We start from the raw sequence: 20,924 nt of genomic DNA, 5'->3' as shown, positions 1-20,924 counted from the left end.
TCAACTTGGATAAAAAACGGGTAACAGATGAGCAACGTTTACTCCATGGAGGAGATTATAATCCTGATCAGTGGTTAGCGTATCCGGAAATACTGAAAGAAGACGTTGTATTGATGCAGAAAGCGCACACCAACACATTTTCGATCGGTATTTTTGCGTGGGCGGCTTTAGAACCGGAAGAGGGAACCTATGATTTTGAATGGCTGGACAACGTGATCGAACGCATTCAGGCGATCGGTGGACGCTTTATTCTGGCAACACCCAGTGGCGCACGACCGGCCTGGATGTCAAAGCAGCATCCGGAAGTGCTGCGCGTTGATGCAAGCCGCAGAAAACTTCTGCATGGGGCGCGTCACAACCATTGTTTTTCGTCTCCTTATTACCGTAAAAAAACGCAAGCGGTGAATGCCAAATTGGCCGAACGTTACGGAAACCATCCGGCGCTCCTGATGTGGCACATTTCAAATGAATTCGGTGGCGAATGTCACTGTGACTTATGCCAGGCGAACTTCAGAAAGTGGCTGAAAGAAAAATACACGAACGATTTGGAGCGATTAAACGACTCGTGGTGGGGACCGTTCTGGAGTCATACGATTACCGACTGGGAACAGATCGAGTCACCGTCTCCGATCGGTGAAACAGCTGTTCACGGGATGAATTTGGATTGGCGCCGATTTGTTTCACATCAGACGATCGATTTTTATAAAAATGAAATCAAGCCGCTGAGAGAAAAAACCCCTGATATCCCGATAACCACAAACTTCATGTCGGATAATCCTGCATTCACACCCTTTACAGGTTTGGATTACCAGGCATTCGCAAAAGAAGTGGATGTCGTGAGCTGGGACGCTTATCCAGCCTGGCACAATGATAAAGAAGACACGGCGACACTGGCAGCGAAAGTCGGCTTTTTGAACGACCATTTTTATGCGATGAAAGATCAGCCGTTCTTGCTGATGGAATCGACCCCAAGTGGCGTGAACTGGCACCACGTCAACAAGGCGAAACGACCAGGCATGCATTATTTATCTTCGATGCAGATGCTTGCTCATGGCTCAGATAGTATTCTGTATTTTCAGTGGCGTAAGTCGCGTGGTTCTTCAGAGAAGTTTCACGGGGCGGTCGTCGACCATGACCAGTCACCAGAAAACCGCGTCTTTAAAGAGGTGGCTCGTTTAGGTCAAACAATGGAAGCTATTTCTGAAAAAGTGGTCGGCTATCAGCGCAAAGCAAAAGTGGCTATCATATATGATGTCGAAAACGAATGGGCCTTAAATGACGCTCAGGGCTTTGGACTGAAAACGAAAAAATACGGAGAAACTTTACAAAAACATTATCAGGCATTCTGGGACAAAAACATCGCCGTTGATATCATTTCAAAAGACGTTGATTTTGAGCAATATGACTTAGTGCTGGCACCGATGTTATACATGATGTCCGAAAAAACTGCCAAGCAACTGCAGGCGTATGTTGAAAAAGGCGGAACACTCGTGTCGTCCTATATGACCGGCTTGGTGGACGAAGCGGATCTGGCCTATCTGGGCGGCTGGTTGACTCCCCTCAAAGAAACCTTCGGCATGGCACCTTTGGAAACAGATACCTATTATCCAACTGATAAAAACAGTCTGGAATTCAACGGGAAAATCTATGACATCAAGGACTATGCCACAATCATTGAATGTGATTCAGCGGAAGAAGTGGCAACCTATCGATACGACTTTTACCAAAGAACGCCGGCGATAACAGTAAATCATTACCGGCAGGGGACAGCTTATTACATGGGCGCGCGTCTGGAAGAGTCGTTCCTCACTGAGTTTTATGGAGAGCTGATCGCCGACTTAGGGCTGACGCCCCCACTGGATATCACACACGAACGCGGCATATCCGTTCAAGCCAGAGAAGCGAATGGACTAAAAACTGTCTTCATTATGAATTTCACGGAAGACTTGCAAGTGATTGAAATCAATGAAGAAGTGAGAGATATTCAAACAGACGAAACGTTGAGCGGACAACTGGCTTTGGATCCTTATGAAGTAAGGATCCTAGAGAAAAAAGGCTGGTTCGTTGATTCGAATGACCAGTTATCTCTGTAATTAGAACAAAAACGAATCGGATTCATGATATAATTAAACAAGATAGTTAAAAAAAAGAAACCGCAAGAAAGATAGATGAAAGGAGAAAACGTTTGGCTACATTAAACGATGTTGCAAAAAGAGCGAACGTCTCTAAGATGACTGTTTCACGAGTGATCAACCATCCTGAACAAGTGACAGATGAGTTGAAAGAACTCGTTTATGAAGCGATGAGAGAATTAAATTATCGACCTAATGCAGCAGCAATAGCTTTAGCGAATAATCGCACACAAATTATTAAATTATTGATCTTAGAAGAGATGGATACAACGGAACCATACTACATGTTTTTACTGACCGGGATTGCGAATGAATTGGATAAATATGCCTATAGTTTACAGCTTTTGACCCATAATAACATTCAAATCGGGGATTCAGACGGCTTCATTGTATGCGGCACACGTAAAGAAGATGAAGAATTCATTCATGGCTTAGATAAACCCACGGTATTATTCGGTCAAAACGATATGGGTGTTGACTACATTGATAGTAATAATGAAGAAAGCATGGCCAGAGCCACTGAATATGCGATTGAAAAAGGGTATGAAACGGTTGTGTATATCGGTATTGACGTGGATGAACCTTTCTCGCATTCAAGAGAAAAAGGCTATACATCGGTGATGGAAAATCACGGGAAAGAGACTCATATTTATAACTTGGAAAATCGTTCACGCTACTCGGCTGCCTTTATCAGAGAGAATTGGGATGCATTCCCTAAAAACACATTATTCTTATGTGCTTCAGATCGTTTAGGTCTAGGTGTCATTCGTGAAATCAAAGAACATGGTGGCGATATTCCAAATGACTACGGTATTATCGGTCACGACGGTGTCTTTCTGGACCAGATTGCCTATCCCAACTTGACGACCCTTAAACAGTCTATTACGGAAATGGGCGCGGCTTGTGCTAGAATGGTCTTGAAGAAAGTTAAAGAAGAAGGCAAGCCTCAAGGAAACCAGTTATTTGAAACTGAACTTAAATTAGGCGGCACGACGCGCTGAGAAAACACGAAAACGTCCACGCCTGACGACTTAAATAGTCAGGCGCGGACGTTTTTATTTCAATACAAACCTATTCGGTGATTAGACATGCGAACGTCTGCCCAAACGACCGAAGCGCTTGCCGTTCGGTCGTTTGGGCGAGTAGGAACCACCGTAGTTACCGAAGAGCGTGACTATTCGGTAACTACGGTAAAAAGTGGTCTGGCTAATTACCGAATGAGCCTTCATTCGGTAATTAGGATGGTCAAAAATGTGCCAACTTACCGAAGAGCTGCCGGGTTCGGTAAGTTGCACGGGGTAAGTGTAGACTAAGTGCCGAACTTGGTCCACTTCGGTAACTAGCTAGCTTAAAAAGTCAGCTAGCTACCGAATACCAGTTTCTTTAATTGGAATTGCCCGGATTTTGATGGGAACGAGTGTGAACGCGTTTCCTCCTATTATATTTTCTGTTACCGATAACACTTGAAATGTTCTTGTATAATTTTCTTCAAATGCTAGAATCAGAATGGAACCGCTTTAAGATAAGTGCGCCGAAAAATAATAATTAATAATAAAACAATTAAAAATTAGTATCACAAGAAGGGGTATTTTTATGGATACAGCAGCAATTTATCACCGTTCCGAAAGTGAATACGCGTATTTATATGAGCGCGGACATTATCATATTCGGATTCGGACAAAAGCGAAAGATATTGACAGCGTTGAACTAATAAGTGGCGACCCTTATTCGCTCGATCAAGAGAAATGGTACACACGTGGAAAAGAAATGAAAAAGGTAGCAACTACCAATATGCATGATTATTGGATGATCGATACACATGAACCGACAAAACGAATGGCTTACGGTTTTCGTATCATTGGAAAAGACGGAATTGAAATATTCTACTCGGACCAGGGAGTTTATCCATTTGAAGAAACCTTTTTAGAGCAGATGAACTTTTATTTCCGTGTGCCGTATATTCATGAAATCGATGCGTTCCGTGCACCGAAGTGGGTCAATGAAACCATCTGGTATCAGATTTTTCCAGAACGGTTTAAAAATGGCGATGACAGCAATAATCCTAAAGGAACACTCCCATGGGGCAGCAAAGAACATCCGACCCGTGACGACTTTTATGGTGGTGACTTGCAAGGGGTGCTAGATGGTCTGGATTATCTAGAGGACTTGGGTATTAATGGGATCTACTTTACACCTGTTTTTGAAGCCCATTCCAATCACAAATATGACACTATTGACTACAAAGAAATCGATCCGGATTTCGGTGACAAGGCACTATTTAAAAAAGTTGTTGAAGAAGCACATAAGCGTGGCATGCGTGTCATGATCGATGCGGTCTTTAATCATGTGGGCATTCGTTCAGCTCAGTGGCAGGACGTTATAGAGAATCAGGAAGAATCTAAGTACAAAGACTGGTTCTATATTCATTCCTTCCCTGTCGAAGATGTCAGTGGCTTGAGCATGAATGAACTGGAAAACGTGGGCCGTGTGAATTACGATACCTTTGCGTTTACCGGTCACATGCCTAAACTCAACACGGCTAACCTAGAAGTACAAGAATATCTGCTTGATATTTCGACGTATTGGATCAAAGAATTTGACATCGATGCCTGGCGTCTTGATGTAGCCAATGAAGTGGATCACTACTTCTGGAAGAGATTTTTCAAAGAAACCACGGCGATCAAAGAAGACTTGTATATCTTGGGAGAAATCTGGCATTCATCACAGAATTGGTTGAATGGTGACGAGTTCCATGCTGTCATGAACTATGCGTTTACAGATAATATTGAGAATTATTTTTTCAAGAAAATCTTGTCTCCAACGCGTTTGGTATCGAGTTTGAATAGTCAGCTAATGCTCTACCGCAGACAAACGACAGAAGTTATGTTTAATTTACTGGATTCTCATGATACGCCGCGTATCTTAAATAAAGCAGGCGGCGATAGAAATCTCGTGAAATCTGCGATGGCATTCCTCTACTCTCAACCCGGCACACCGTGTATGTATTATGGAACTGAAATAGGGTTGGACGGAGAAGGCGATCCTGATTGCCGTAAGTGTATGATTTGGGATGAGGATAAACAAGACCATGATATGTTGCGTTTTTCAAAAGAACTGATCCGTTTCCGCAAAAAATATCAGTCGATTTTAAGCTACGGTGAAACAGAGTGGCATGATATAAGAGATGACGAACAATTCCTCGGTTTCAAACGTAAATTAGGCAACCAGGAACTGTATTTCTTCTTTAATCAAGACGAAGACGAAGCCTTCTTACCGCTTCTGCCACATGACGCAATAAAAGTCTTTGGTTTCAATGATGACTCCTATGAAGAAGATGAGATACTGCATCAGAACGGTTTTTCAGTCTTTTATTATGTAGATAATGAAGAAGAGAAGAAACAGCGCTTAGTGAATAAACGTAATCGTGCAAAAAAACGTAAAGTGTTGATGGAAGCAATTAAAAAAGAGTAAATAACAGAATTCATAAATTAGGATGTGTGACGGATGAAAAGAATAGCAAAGATAGACCCGTGGAAGGTTATCACGACCGATGTCAAAAAAGACAAGCGTGTGCAGGAAAGTTTAACGTCCATAGGCAATGGCTACATGGGTTTGCGTGGGAACTTTGAAGAAGGATATTCAGGCGATACCCATATCGGGACGTATATAGCTGGCGTGTGGTACCCGGATAAAACGCGTGTCGGTTGGTGGAAAATCGGTTACCCTGAATATTTCGGAAAAGTGATCAATGCAACGAATTTTCTTCCCATAACGATTCGTATCAACGGACATCAAGTGGACCTGGCAAAAGACAAGGTCAGAGACTTCCATTTAGAGTTGGATATGAAAGCGGGTGTACTCAACCGTTCTTACGTCTGGACAAATGATGAGACGGAAATCGCGTTCACATTTACTCGTTTTGTGAGTGTCGCAACAAAAGAATTAGCGGTGATGCATGTCGAGGCAAACGTACTGAAAGGCAATCCTATCATTGAAATGATGCCTCATTTAGATGGCGATGTGGTCAATGAAGATAGCAACTATGATGAACAGTTCTGGATCGAACGAGACCGCGGGTTGACACCGCAGCCTTATCTAACAACAAAAACAATTGAAAACAATTATGGTACCGACCGTTTCACTGTCACAACGATGATGAGCAACACAGTAGAAGGATTGAAGCAAGAAGACAGCAATGAGTCGGACATGACTGTCTCAGAAAGCTATAAAGGAACGGTTTCAGCAGGCGAAACAGTGAAGCTGACTAAATTAGTATCTGTGATCACTAGCCGTGACGTTGAAGAAGCTGAGCAAGTGAAGGCTGCCGAAGCAATCTTAAGTGATGCCAGCCAAGCTGCTTTTGCTAAATTAAAAGAAGCACATGTCAGTGAATGGGCCAAGCGCTGGAACAATGCTGATGTGGTCATTCAAGGTGACGCCGCGAGCCAGCAAGGTGTCCGCTTCAACATATTCCAGCTCTTCTCAACTTACTATGGAGAAGATCCTCGTCTGAACGTTGGGCCTAAAGGCTTTACTGGCGAAAAATATGGTGGCGCAACCTACTGGGATACGGAATCATGTATTTTACCTATGTACCTGTCAACGACTGATGAAGAAGTTTCCAGACAGCTCCTGGTCTACCGTCATAATCAGCTGGAAGAAGCACACGTTAATGCCTCCAAACAAGGGCTTGATGGTGCCTTATATCCAATGGTTACCTTCACAGGGATCGAATGTCACAATGAATGGGAAATTACGTTTGAAGAAATCCACCGTAACGGAGCGATTGCGCATGCTATTTACAATCACGCGACTTACTCCGGAGACGAATCTTACTTACTCGATCAAGGCATCGAGGTCCTTACTGGGATTTCCCGTTTCTGGGCGGACCGCGTGCACTACTCAAAACGCAACCAAAAATATATGATACATGGTGTCACAGGTCCAAACGAATACGAAAACAACATCAACAACAACTGGTATACAAACACGATGGCTGCTTGGACATTACGCTATACGCTCGAGTCACTTGAAAAAGTGTCAGATGAGAAAAAAGCGAGCCTGAACTTGGAGTCTGAAGAATTAAGTCAATGGAAAGATATCGTTGAAAATATGTATTTCCCTAAAGATGAAGCGTTGGATGTTTTCGTTCAACACGATACATTCTTGGATAAAGACTTGCGTCCGGTCGATTCGCTTAAACCAGAAGAGCGTCCGATCAACCAGAACTGGTCATGGGACAAGATCTTACGTTCACCGTTTATTAAACAGGCGGATGTCCTGCAAGGTTTGTATTTCCTGAATCATGAATTCAGCCAGGAAGAAAAAGAACGCAACTTCGATTTCTATGAACCGATGACGGTGCACGAATCATCGCTATCACCTTTGGTCCATTCCATTTTAGCTTCGGAATTAGGCAAAAAGGAAAAAGCGTTTGAAATGTATGAGCGTACTGCTCGCTTGGATCTAGATAATTACAACAATGATACCGAAGACGGTCTGCACATTACGTCAATGAGTGGTGGCTGGTTATCCATCGTTCAAGGTTTTGCGGGCATGCGTACCCTGACCGGTGAATTATCCTTTGACCCATATTGTCCCGAAAAATGGGATGGGTATGAATTCAAATTGAAGTACCGTGGCCGACTTATCAAAGTCACTGTAAACAAAGAAAGTGTAGAATTCACCTTACAAGAAGGTGATGCACTGGATATCACTCTATACGGTGAAACTGTAACGATAAAAGACAGTGTAAACCGAGCTATCACAAAGTAAAGACAGAAAATCAAGAAGAGATAATCAGATCATCTGATTATCTCTTCAGTTTAGGAGTCACTGTAGCCAGCTCGGGATGATAATGATTTCTGAGTTTGCCGTTTTACGATCGTAATGACCAACTCAGGACGAAAAAATTTCTGAGCTGGTCATTTCGCAGCATAAATGACCAGCTCGGGGTATCGATCCATGCTGGTCCGACATCCTTTCAACCAGAAACATAAAAAAACAATGATAAATAAGGAAGAGAGATGAACATCTCTCTTTTTTAATCAAAAATAAGCAAGACACTACAAGGAGGCAGTTATGATTAAAGGACTAATTTTCGATTTAGATGGAGTAATCACAGATACAGCAGAATATCACTACCTGGCATGGAAAAGTTTAGCTAAGAAGATGGGTATTGAGATGGACCGAGAATTTAACGAGCAACTTAAAGGGATCAGCCGAATGGAATCTTTGGACCTCATCTTGAAACACGGCAACAAAGAAAATGACTATTCTGAAGAAGAAAAGCACGAATTAGCGACACAAAAAAATGAAGAGTACAAAGAGTCTATCAAGCAAATCACACCAAACGATTTACTTCCAGGTATTGAACAATTGCTCAAAGATGCTAAAGACAGAGGTTTAGGCATGGTACTCGCTTCTGCAAGTAAGAATGGGCCTGAAATTATGAAAAGACTTGAAATCGAAGAACTGTTTGACGGGGTAGTGGATCCGGCGTCATTAAGTGCGGGTAAGCCTGATCCGGAAATATTTGTCAAAGGAGCAGAAATGCTCGGACTGGACGTGTCTGAATGTGTGGGACTAGAAGATGCTGAAGCGGGTGTGGAAGCCATCAATGGTGCCGGCATGTTTTCTGTAGGTGTAGGTTCAAAAGACTCCATGCATAAAGCCGACTTTATCGTCGAAGATACAAAAGATCTGACATTGGATGTCATTCTTGAGCGAGCAAGTAAATAATACAACTTAATTACCGAGAGGAGCTTTCTATGAAGTGGTGGCAAAATGCGGTCATTTATCAAGTTTATCCGCGCAGTTTTCAGGACAGTAATGGCGATGGTATCGGCGATATTCCGGGAATCATCAGCCGTCTGGACTATTTGGAACACCTAGGAATCGATGCTATCTGGCTAAGTCCAGTTTACGATTCACCCAACGATGATAATGGCTACGACATCAGTGATTACCAGGCGATCCATCCTGATTTTGGCACGATGGAAGATATGGATCGACTTATTATTGAAGCAAATAAACGCAATATCCGCATCGTGATGGATTTAGTCGTCAATCATACAAGCGATGAGCATCAGTGGTTCGTTGAATCGAGAAAAAGTAAAACCAATGAATACCGCGATTTCTACATTTGGCGTGACCCGGTCAACGGTGGTCCGCCTAATGATCTGATAGCGGCGTTTGGCGGATCAGCTTGGGAGTACGATGAAGAAACAAAGCAGTACTACTTCCATATGTTCAGTAAGAAACAGCCGGATTTAAGCTGGGAAAATGAACTCGTCCGTCAGTCTGTGTATGACATGATGAATTATTGGCTCGATAAAGGCATCGGTGGTTTCCGTATGGATGTGATCGACTTGATCGGAAAACTTCCGGATGAAAAAATCACTTCCAATGGTCCCAAGTTGCATGACTACCTGCAGGAATTGCACGAAGCAACTCTCAAAGGCAGAGATGTCATGACAGTCGGGGAAACGTGGGGAGTAACACCAGAAAACGCTAAACTTTATTCTGATCCGGAGCGTCATGAATTATCCATGGTTTTTCAATTCGAGCACATACAACTGGATGAACTATCGAATCAGACTAAATGGGATATAAAAGAGATCGACTTTGTTGAGTGGAAAGAGGTACTGACCAAGTGGCAGGTCGAATTAAAAGATAATGGTTGGAACAGTTTATTCTGGAATAATCATGATTTGCCCCGCGTCGTCTCTCGTTATGGCAATGACAGTGAATACCGAGTAGAAAGTGCCAAGCTCTTTGCGATCCTGCTTCATCTCATGAAAGGCACACCCTATATTTTTCAAGGTGAAGAAATCGGGATGACAAACAGAACGATTGAATCTATTGATGAAGTGGATGATATCGAAAGTATCAATATGTATAATGAACGATTGAATGAAGGCTATACACACGACGAGCTTATTGATGTGATCAACATTAAAGGACGCGATAATGCTAGAACGCCAATGCAATGGGATGACTCTAGTCAGGCTGGCTTTACTACTGGAAAACCTTGGTTACCAGTCCAGCCGAATTACAAAGAAATCAATGTGGAAGCATCACGCGACTCCTCAGATTCTATTTTCAATACTTACAGACAATTGATTCAATTAAGAAAAGATAATCCGCTGGTCGTTTGGGGCGATTACGAGTTGCTCTTACCCGATCACCCATCTGTTTATGCCTACAAACGATCTTATAAAGGTAAAACATGGTTGATAGTCGCGAATGTGAGTGGAAAAGTGGAACACTTAGTTTCAAATGTTACAAATAGTGTCGGAAATGTGATAGTTTCAAATTACAGTAAAAAAGCCTTTGACCCAAAAGAGGCAGTGTTACAACCATATGAGGCAATCGTTGTCGAATTGCTGGATTAGTAAAAAATATAATAACAGCGTCGATCCATCCTGATACCGGTAACATAGAAAAAACAATTGAAACAATTGTAAAAAACTTATATAGTTTAAATGTAATCACTTACACCATTGTTTTCTAAGCAAACAAGATTTTAAGAAAGCCTTTTCTTTGAGCTTGGAAAATAAAGTAAGCAAATAAAGAAAAAATAAAAAAATAGGAGGCAACACAATGATTGATAAGAAATTTTGGTACAAAGGAATGTTACTGCTTTCAACAGTAGGACTACTTGCAGCATGTGGAACAGATGATAACGGAGATTCAGCTGATACATCTGAGGACACAACGGAAGAAGCAGCTGAAGATACAGAAGGCGAAACTTCTGAAGAAACAGCAAGCGAAGATGCTCCTGAAAAACCTGAATCGTTACATATTTGGGTCAACGACGAAGAAGTGCAATTAGATGCTTACGAACAGATCACTGCTAACTTTACTGAAGAACACGGCATTGAGGTTGACATTACACCTTACAGCATGCTGGAACAAACAGAGGGCATGAGCTTGGATGGTCCTTCTGGACAAGGTCCGGATCTATTCTTCCAGCCACATGACCGCATGGGCGATATTCACTTACAAGGTTTAGCTGCAGAATTAAACTTGACTGAAGATCAATTAAATCGTTTAGGTGAATACAATGAAGAAGCTGTCAAAGCATTTAGCTATGAAGGCGCACAATACGGTATTCCGGCAGTTGTAGAAACTTACGGATTATTCATCAATACAGATTTAGTACCTGAAGCACCAGAAACAATGGACGAATTGATGGAAATTGCACGCGACTTAACAGAAGGCGATCAATACGGCTTCATGATGGATGCAGCTAATTTATACTTCACCTACCCATTCCTGACAGCTGACGGTGGCTACATCTTTGCGCAAAATGAAGATGGCACATACGACACTTCAGACGTTGGGTTAAACACGCCAGAAGCAGTCAAATCTGTCGAAATGATTCAATCATGGTTTGACGAAGGACTTATGCCTGCAGGAACAGATTTAGAAGTAGCTAACAGCTTATTCATGGATGGAAAAGTCGGTATGATCGTTAACGGACCATGGGCAATTCCTGATTATGAAGCTGCCATTGGAGACAGTTTGATGGTTACTGAATTACCAACTCAAAACGGCGAGCCTTTGAACTCATTCTCAGGAAACAAAGGCTGGTTAGTGAACTATTATACGGAAGCTGAATACTGGGCAACCGAACTAGCATTATTCATGACAAACGAAGAAAGCTCAACAACTTACTTTGATGTAGCTGGCGAATTACCTGCTCATGCAGCTGTCGAAATTGATGATGAGCTAATGGAACCAATCTTTGCTCAAACTCTAAATGCACATCCAATGCCTAACGTTCCGGAAATGTCACAAGTATGGGAACCTATGGGTGACGCATTAACATTCGTACAACAAGGTGACGACGTACAAGAAGTATTAGACGAAGCCACTCAAACAATTGAATCTGAAATTTCAATAATGGGTCAATAATTTTAATCTGATTGTAATGTCAAGCTAATTTGAGAAGGAGATTGAGCAACTAAAAACTCAATCTCCTTCTTCATATTAGTTATTTATGTGTTTAGAGCTGTTTAACGTCACCTCTATAGACATAAGTGACCGTTTTAGGGCGAGTAGAAGGAGAGAAATTATGGCTACTAACGAAAATCAAAACCAACCGTCGCAAACACGAATAAAAGATATGAATCATAGCCCCAAAAAAGCTATGCTCCTATCGATCATTCCTGGTATGGGACAGATTTACAACAGAAGAAAAATAAAAGGAATCGCAATATTCATCTTGTTTGCAGCTTTCGCATTCGTTATGTTTGAATTTGCGGCTGCCGGCTTACAAGGACTTATCACACTTGGTAATGAAGCGCGTGTTGATGATTCACGTGTATTCTTGATCGAGGGTATCTTGGCACTGTTATTCACTGTTTTCTATGCTGCTTTTTATTGGTTTAACCTCCAAGATGCAAAAGTTGAGGCGCAGAAAATCAGAAACGGGTGGAAGCCCGGTAGTGTAATGGAAAACTTCCATAATTCGTGGGATACGGCTTTTCCGTATGTCATGATCGGTCCCGGATTTGCACTCTTGATTTTTGTGGTTATTTTACCACTGCTGTTTATGGGCTTCTTAGCCTTTACCAACTACAACTTATACAATGCTCCCCCGCGGAACTTGCTTCAGTGGGTTGGCTTTGAAAACTTTATCCGTTTAGTGACTTTATCTGAATGGCGTGACACGTTTGTCAGTGTTCTTTCCTGGACACTTACCTGGACATTCGTCGCAACCACATTGTCGATTTCTCTGGCAATGTTCCTGGCTATCTTAACCAATGATAAACGTCTCAAAGGGAAAAGGATTATTCGTACAATCTTGATCTTGCCATGGGCTGTTCCAGGGTTTGTTACCATTATTATCTTTTCAGCTTTATTCAATGATAACTTCGGTGCAATCAATAACGATATTCTACAACCGTTATTTAATACCACGATACCATGGATGACTAATGTCATGTGGAGTCGAATCGCGATCATAATGATTCAGGTCTGGCTCGGTTTTCCTTTTGTCTATGCACTGTTTTCAGGCGTGCTGCAGGGGATATCATCTGACTGGTATGAAGCAGCAGATATGGATGGCGCTTCGCGCTGGCAGAAATTTACAAACATTACGTTCCCGCATCTGATGTTTGCGACGGGGCCGTTACTCATAACGCAATACACGTTTAACTTCAATAACTTTAATATTATTTACCTGTTTAATGAAGGTGGCCCTGCCGTTCGTGGACAAAATGCCGGTGGAACAGACATACTGATTTCCTGGGTCTATAACTTGACCTTTACCAACTCGCAATTCAGTATGGCTGCGGCTATTTCATTGATCTTAGGAATTATCGTTGCAACTTTTGCGTTTTTCCAATTCCGACGTTCAAGTTCATTCAAAGAGGAGGGTAACAACTAATGAAAAAGAATTCCACTAAAAAAAGCGGCAGTAAACTTAGTCGCAAACAAAAAAGCAGTTTAGAAGTTGCTCTCATCTATTTGATTCTTGGGCTTGTGTTTGTCGTTATCTTTTATCCGCTCTTATGGGCGTTTGCGATTTCAATGAATACCTCAACCAATTTATATAGTGCATCGTTATCGCCAGAGAATTGGTCATTGGATAACTTTGTATGGCTGTTTACAAGTCCTCGAAGTGACTATTTACTTTGGTACAGAAATACATTGTTTGTATCAACAGTCGTCACAGTCGTCACAACGACAGTCGTAAGTTTTACCGCCTACGCATTCTCACGTTATCGTTTCAAAGGACGTACGAATGGATTGTATGCTTTCTTACTCTTACAAATGTTTCCAGTATTGATGGCAATGGTGGCTCTGTACATCTTGCTCAACACTGTTGGCTTGTTAGATAATCTATGGGGATTGATATTGATCTACATCGGTGGAGGAATTCCTATGAATGCATTCTTGGTTAAGGGGTACTTGGATACCTTACCGAGATCACTGGATGAATCAGCCAAAATGGATGGTGCGGGTCACTTTAGAATTTTCTTCCAGATTCTATTGCCACTGGCGAAACCGATTTTATCTGTGGTTGCCTTGTTCAACTTCATGGGACCATTCATGGACTTTATCTTACCGCGTATCGTTTTAAGAAGTCCCGAAAACTTCACCTTAGCGTTGGGTCTTTATAACTTCGTTAATGCGCAGTTCTCAAATAACTTCAGTCGTTTTGCTGCGGGTGCGGTACTTATTGCCGTACCGATCGCAACAGTATACTTGATGCTGCAAAAATACCTTATTTCAGGGTTGGCATCTGGTGCGACAAAAGGATAATTATCATCTTAAACTAAATACTCTCCTTACATGTTGTTGTTGGGAGAGTTATTTTTTACCTAAATTGACAGCGCTAACACTGCTGAAAAGGAGAGTATCTCATGAACAGAAAAACAAAAACGTTTTTTTCCGCATTTTTTGCGGTTGTCTTACTTTTTCAAACATTAGCTAACGTCTTTCCATTTGTAACACTTGTCCAGGCTGAAGAAGCACGGACTGTGCGTGTTCACCTGGAGACTGATTCAATTGACAATGATTTATCTTTATGGCTGTGGGGAGACGTTATGACCCCTTCAGATGCTACGGGTGAAGTATGGCCGAACGGATCACCTTTCAACGCAGAACAAACAACAGACTTCGGCTATTATCAGGACCTTGAAATCAAAGATGATGCGAGTACAATAGGTTTTGTCGCCGTGTATGGTGATGAATCAAAATTTATTGATGAAGATATTACTGTGGATATTCATGCAGAGGTTGATGAAATATGGGTGAGAGCAGACGGTTCCGTCTATTATTATGAACCCGTTGATTTTGACACACCGACCCTTCGCGTACATTATTTAAATGACACAGTAAACTATGATGACTATGGCGTCTGGTTCTGGGGAGACGCTCCAAATCACCCGCAAGACTGGCCGACAGCAGCCGCCTCTTTTTCAAATGATCAAGTAGGCAAACATGGCTCTTATGTAGACATTCCGGTAAATGAAAATGCCGCATCATTTGGCTTCCTTATCGTTAACACCACAGATGGAGAAGACAAAAAAACTGACGACTTAGAATTCTCATCATTTGATGAAATGAATCAAGTGTTTGTGACGGCTGAAGATCCCACTCAAGCATTTACAAATCCATTTTATATAGCAGAAACACAAGAAGAAGGACCGGATGAAACAGACGGTCAAGGGGATATCACTATCTCAGCTGCAGTCGACCGTTCATTCAATTACAATGAACACGGAATTTTAGATGTGACGATCGAAAACAATTCTGAATTGGCTATCGAGCGTATTTCTGCTGATGTCTCAGCTATTGGCGGATCGTCCAACTTAGCTATTTCACCAGAATTAAACAGAGTAACCTTATCAGTCGATCATAACGTTCAACCGGGGACGTACACTATCCCTGTCACGGTTTGGGATGAATCCAACGGACGTTACACGACTCAAACTGAAGTGACGATTGACGCTAGAAGTAAAGTCGAAGGCGAACGTGACTGGGATGAAGAGATTATATATTTCATGCTGACAGACCGTTTTGCTGATGGGGACGAAACAAATAACAACCCATATGGACTTGATTATCAAAATGCCGATAACCCACGCGGGACTTACCAGGGGGGAGACTTTAAAGGTGTCACTCAGAATCTTGACTACCTTGATGAATTAGGTGTCTCAACCATTTGGATCACTCCGATAGTGGAAAATGTCGGTTATGACGTTGAAGCTAAAAGCGCGAATGGCTCTTACTACGCATATCACGGTTACTGGGCTAAAGATTTTGAAGAATTGAACCCACACTTGGGAACCTTAGCTGAATTTCATGAACTCATTGATTCAGCAGCAGCACGAGGAATCAATATCATGGTCGATGTCGTATTGAATCATGCGGGATATGGTATGCATCCTGATAACGGGATCGCTGATCCGCCTGAAGGTTATCCGACTGACGAAGACCGAGCACATTTTAATGATATGATCAGAGAAGAATCAGGTAGCGGAGATTTAGAAATGGAGCTTGCCGGCTTGCCTGACTTTATTACAGAACGTCAAGATGTTAGAGAAAAACTAGTCCAGTGGCAGTCAGAGTGGATTGAAAAATCGACTACTCCAAATGGAAATGCTATTGTCAGCTACCGTGTCGACACAGTGAAGCACGTGGATGATACAACTTGGCAGCATTTTAAAAACGAATTAGTTGAAAAAGATTCTGCGTTCAAATTGATCGGTGAATCATGGGGCGCAAATTACCAAAACGATCAAGGCTATTTAAATTCAGGCATGATGGACAGTTTGGTAGACTTTAGTTTCAAAGGTTATGCATCAGACTTTGTCAATGGCAGAATGAGCAGAGCTAATGAACATCTTGTGAACCGTAACCAGGTTCTTTCCAGCGATGCAACACTTGGGCAGTTCCTAGGTAGTCACGATGAAGAAGGATTCTTATTCGCCCAAGGAAACGATGAAGGGAAACTTAAATTAGCTGCCTCTCTACAAATGACAGCTAAAGGTCAGCCCGTCATTTATTACGGTGAAGAATTGGGCCAATCGGGTAATGACAACTGGCCAGAATATGACAACCGCTATGATTTTGGATGGGACTTGATTGAAGGCAATGATATCTTGGCCCATTATCAAAAAGTCATTGGATTCAGAAATGATTTCAGTGAACTGTTATCTAGAGGAACAAGAGACGAATTTTTAACTTCTGAAGATGAAGACTGGATGTTGGTCGAACGCGCATTGAATGATGATTCAGTATACATGGCATTCAACATATCGGAAGAAGAACAGACTATCTCTGTAGAAGTCGATAATGAAAATGTTGTCGTGATGGATCATTATTCAGATGCAGAGTACTCAGCTGTTGAAGTGGATGACAGTCACGTGATCACATTCGTCTTGCCGGCAATGGCTGACGGTGGAACGGCGTTGCTTTCGATTCAAAACGGCTCGTTCATATCTCAGGAATTAGAAACACCTGACGAAACAGAAACACCAATAGAAGAAACTGACATAGAAGAAGGATTCTTTCGCATCCATTTTGCGACGCTTCCGTCAGATGATCGCGAAAATCTTGGACTTTGGATCTGGGATGATGTAAAAGCACAGTCCGAAAATTGGCCTAATGGAGCCTTATCTTTTAATCAATCAGTAGAAACTGATTATGGTTACTATATGGATGTTGAATTAGCTGAAAATCCAGAAAAAATCAGCTTTTTGATCAACAATACTACTGGGACCAATTTAACCGGTGACTTCAATGTGCGTTTGCTTACACCAGAAATGAACGAAGCCTGGTTAGATGAAGACTATGCTATTTATCCTTATGAACCTTTAGCAGATGACGTATTGCGCGTCAACTATAATCGTACAGCAGAGGATTATGAAGGATGGGCACTTTGGACATGGGAAGATGTTCTGGAAGCAACGACTGGCTGGCCAGACGGGGCACACGATTTGGATGCTATGGGTAAAAATGGTGCCTATTTCGATCTTCCGTTGGCAGAAAATGCTGAATCTGTAGGCTTCTTATTCTTGAATAAAGAGTCAGGAGAACAAACAGATAATTACATGTTTACTGAAGCAAGTGAACACACACAGGTATTTATTAGAGAAGGTGACAAAAAGATTTATACTAATCCTTATTATGTCAGCGAAGCGGGAATGGATAGAGCAGAATTGATTTCTGAAACAGAGATTGAACTATTCTTCCACTCCACTGAAGGACTGACGGAAGAAACAATTAGAGAAACACTAGTCTTAACAAATGGTAACAATGAAACAATGATTCTTGACACGATTAGTATTGATACTGACCGCAACGTTGTGACCTTAACAGGCGATTTCTTGGTTGAAAATGGTCCATATACTGTTGCTTTCGATGAAAAAGTAACGGAAGCAATGATGGGCTGGAGACTAAAAGATGCCTTGTATGCTTATGACGGCGAACTTGGTTTAGATTTAAGAGAAGATGGCACAGCGAACCTGAAAGTATGGTCGCCAAGTGCTGATGCTGTCCGAGTTGTTTTATATGATAAAGATAACCAGACAGAGATCGTCAGAGATGACATTGAAATGGAAGCTAAGGACTCTGGCGTTTGGGAAATCGTTCTTGACGAAGACTCAACCGGATTAAGTGATGTAACGGGCTACTTCTATCACTTTGAAATCGAACGTGATGGAGAGAAAGTTATGGCCTTAGATCCATATGCCCGTTCAATGGCAGCTTGGAACAGCAGCGATCCGGATAATTACGTCGGGAAAGCAGCAATCGTCAATCCGAGTCATATTGGACCGGAACTTGATTACGCAGACATTGAAGGTTATGAAAAACGTGAAGATGCGATCATCTATGAAATTCACGTGAGAGACTTCACTTCAGACCCATCAATTGATGCAGAGTTGGATAGTCAATTTGGGACGTTCAGCGCATTTGTTGAAAAACTGGATTACATTGAAAGTTTAGGTGTAACGCATGTTCAAATGCTGCCAGTCATGAGCTACTTCTTTGCAAACGAGTTTGAGAATAGCGAGAGAATGCTAGATTATTCTTCAACGGATACAAACTTTAACTGGGGCTACGATCCGCACAGTTACTTCTCGTTAACTGGAATGTATTCAGAAAACCCCGAAGATCCAGCAAAACGTATCGAAGAATTCAAGAAATTGATCGATGAGATTCATAACCGTGGAATGGGCGTCATTCTAGATGTTGTCTATAACCATACAGCTAGAGAACATATCTTCGAAGACTTGGAACCGAACTATTACCACTTCATGGATGCAGATGGCACGTCACGTACAAGTTTCGGTGGCGGACGTTTAGGCACGACGCACGCAATGTCACGACGCATTCTTGTTGATTCTATTACCCACTGGGTGGAAGAATATAAGGTTGATGGTTTCCGTTTCGACATGATGGGTGACCATGATGCAGAAAGTATTCAAATAGCTTTCGATGAAGCAAAAAAACTGAATCCGAATATTCTAATGATCGGTGAAGGTTGGCGTACTTTTGCAGGAGACGAAGGTTACGAAAACGTTATGCCTGCAGATCAAGACTGGATGCAGCACACTGAAGCAGTCGGTTCATTCTCTGATGAGTTCAGAAACGAGTTGAAATCTGGATTCGGCAGCGAAGGAGAACCTCGCTTTATCACAGGCGGCGCACGCTCTATCCAACAAATTTTTGATAACCTAACAGCTAATCCGCATAACTTTACTGCAACAAACCCTGGCGACGTTGTGCCTTATATTGCGGCACATGACAATTTAACCTTGCATGATGTTATTGCTCAGTCTATTCAAAAAGACCCTGAGTATCATCAGCAAGAGATTCATCAGCGTATTCGTTTAGGAAACTTGATGGTGCTGACTGCTCAAGGCACACCATTCATTCATGCAGGTCAGGAATTCGGACGTACCAAACAGTTCCGAGATCCGGACTTTATAGAACCAGTTGCTAATGATCTGGTTCCTTACAAATCAACCTTCATGACTGATGAAGACGGTACACCATTCAAGTATCCGTACTTTATTCACGATTCATATGATTCAACTGACGCTATCAATATGTTCGAATGGGACAAAGCAACTAATGCAGAAGCTTATCCGATCAACACAGCAACTCAGGCGTACACAACTGGATTAATTGAATTGAGAAGAAGTACAGATGCCTTCCGTAAAGGGACAATGGAAGAAATTTCAGAGATGGTTTCACTAGTTGACGCACCGGAAATCAATGAACAGGATTTAATTATTGGTTATCGTGCAGAAGATTCAAATGGAGACATTTATTACGTCTTTGTCAACGCTGACAATGCTGAACGTACATTGACGCTTGGCACTGACTTAACGGAAGGCTATGTTTTAGTAGACGGAGAGTCTGCCGGAACACAAGCAATCACAAGTCCAGCAGGCGTTTCAATAACTGAAAATAGTATTACATTAGCTCCTCTTACTGCTTCTGTGGTCGTATTGACTGATAGAGAGCTAGAAGTGGATGATGAAGACCCAGTCGTTGATCCGGATGAAGATGACGAGGACCCAGTCGTTGATCCGGATGAAGATGACGAGGACCCAGTTGTTGATCCGGATGAAGATGACGAAGACCCAGTCGTTGATCCGGATGAAGATGACGAAGACCCAATCGTTGATCCGGATGAAGATGACGAAGATCCAATCGTTGATCCGGATGAAGATGACGAAGACCCAATCGTTGATCCGGATGAAGATGACGAAGACCCAGTCGTTGATCCGGATGAAGATGACGAAGACCCAGTCGTTGAAACGGACGAAGACGACGAAGACCCCGTCGTTGATCCGGATGAAGATACAGCAGAAACGGATGATGAGTCAGACACTCCACTGGGAGAAAGACTACCATCCACAGCAACTGCTTTATGGACTGTCGGAGCAATCGGATTAGTTAGTGCACTAACGGGTATCGGAGTAAAAATATTTAAAAATAAAAAATAGAATAAGTAAGGATCGTATTGATAAGTAATGAGAACGTCACTTTTGCATTGGGATTATAAAACGTTGTAAATGCACAGTTCTTCAAAATATTCACTCGATTTGCAGCAGGGGTTGTTCTGATAGCGATTCCTGTTGCAACGGTTTACCCGATACGTCATTGCACCTCATCTCAGACTTGAGCTCAGCTGCAATGAAAGGATAATAAGTAACTGGCACTCTCCTTGTCTGTGCATTTTGCACGTAAGGAGAGTGCATTGTTATAGCTGGAAAAACTGATCAGTAAACTGGATAGTTCTTCAGGCTGTCGTTTTAA

General features: G+C 42.1%; 10 protein-coding genes and 1 pseudogene. All 11 read left to right on the top strand.

All coding sequences use genetic code 11. The features are described 5' to 3' along the window. Window positions 1–5 precede the first annotated feature (5 nt). The 11 genes and pseudogenes from ACO1PF_RS04665 (at window position 6) to ACO1PF_RS04615 (ending at window position 20,611) form a co-directional block, all read left to right on the top strand. Complete coding sequence (locus tag ACO1PF_RS04665; RefSeq protein ID WP_423190171.1) at window positions 6–2,093, top strand: beta-galactosidase; 2,088 nt, start codon at window positions 6–8, stop codon at window positions 2,091–2,093. A 92-nt stretch (window positions 2,094–2,185) separates the two neighbouring features. Then, window positions 2,186–3,133, top strand: coding sequence for a LacI family DNA-binding transcriptional regulator (locus tag ACO1PF_RS04660; RefSeq protein WP_423190170.1), 948 nt, complete (start codon window positions 2,186–2,188; stop codon window positions 3,131–3,133). Between the two features lie 87 nt (window positions 3,134–3,220). After that, entirely contained in the window at window positions 3,221–3,445 is a 225-nt protein-coding gene (locus tag ACO1PF_RS04655; protein ID WP_423190169.1) for a hypothetical protein, read from the top strand. Between the two features lie 280 nt (window positions 3,446–3,725). Further along, window positions 3,726–5,393 (top strand): annotated as a pseudogene (locus ACO1PF_RS04650) (glycoside hydrolase family 13 protein); the annotation flags it as partial. Window positions 5,394–5,636: 243 nt separating this feature from the next. Beyond that, window positions 5,637–7,907 (top strand): glycoside hydrolase family 65 protein, encoded by a 2,271-nt coding sequence (locus ACO1PF_RS04645; protein ID WP_423190168.1) that lies wholly within the window; start codon window positions 5,637–5,639, stop codon window positions 7,905–7,907. A gap of 306 nt (window positions 7,908–8,213) precedes the next feature. Next, window positions 8,214–8,873, top strand: coding sequence for a beta-phosphoglucomutase (gene pgmB, locus ACO1PF_RS04640; protein WP_423190167.1), 660 nt, complete (start codon window positions 8,214–8,216; stop codon window positions 8,871–8,873). A 29-nt stretch (window positions 8,874–8,902) separates the two neighbouring features. After that, window positions 8,903–10,528, top strand: a complete 1,626-nt coding sequence (locus ACO1PF_RS04635) for a glycoside hydrolase family 13 protein (RefSeq protein ID WP_423190166.1) — start codon at window positions 8,903–8,905, stop codon at window positions 10,526–10,528. A 208-nt stretch (window positions 10,529–10,736) separates the two neighbouring features. Beyond that, window positions 10,737–12,053 (top strand): sugar ABC transporter substrate-binding protein, encoded by a 1,317-nt coding sequence (locus tag ACO1PF_RS04630; protein WP_423190165.1) that lies wholly within the window; start codon window positions 10,737–10,739, stop codon window positions 12,051–12,053. Window positions 12,054–12,213: 160 nt separating this feature from the next. Beyond that, window positions 12,214–13,530, top strand: a complete 1,317-nt coding sequence (locus ACO1PF_RS04625; RefSeq protein WP_423190164.1) for an ABC transporter permease subunit — start codon at window positions 12,214–12,216, stop codon at window positions 13,528–13,530. Continuing rightward, window positions 13,530–14,408 (top strand): sugar ABC transporter permease, encoded by an 879-nt coding sequence (locus ACO1PF_RS04620; protein ID WP_071849200.1) that lies wholly within the window; start codon window positions 13,530–13,532, stop codon window positions 14,406–14,408. Before ACO1PF_RS04625 ends, ACO1PF_RS04620 begins: the two co-directional genes overlap by 1 nt. Window positions 14,409–14,509: 101 nt before the next feature. Beyond that, window positions 14,510–20,611 (top strand): pullulanase, encoded by a 6,102-nt coding sequence (locus ACO1PF_RS04615; protein WP_423190163.1) that lies wholly within the window; start codon window positions 14,510–14,512, stop codon window positions 20,609–20,611. Window positions 20,612–20,924 lie beyond the last annotated feature (313 nt).

This window comes from Alkalibacterium sp. f15 (assembly GCF_049389645.1).
Lineage (GTDB): Bacteria > Bacillota > Bacilli > Lactobacillales > Carnobacteriaceae_A > Alkalibacterium.
Note: the sequence above shows the minus strand (reverse complement) of the source record. Positions and strands in the feature narration are given on the sequence as shown.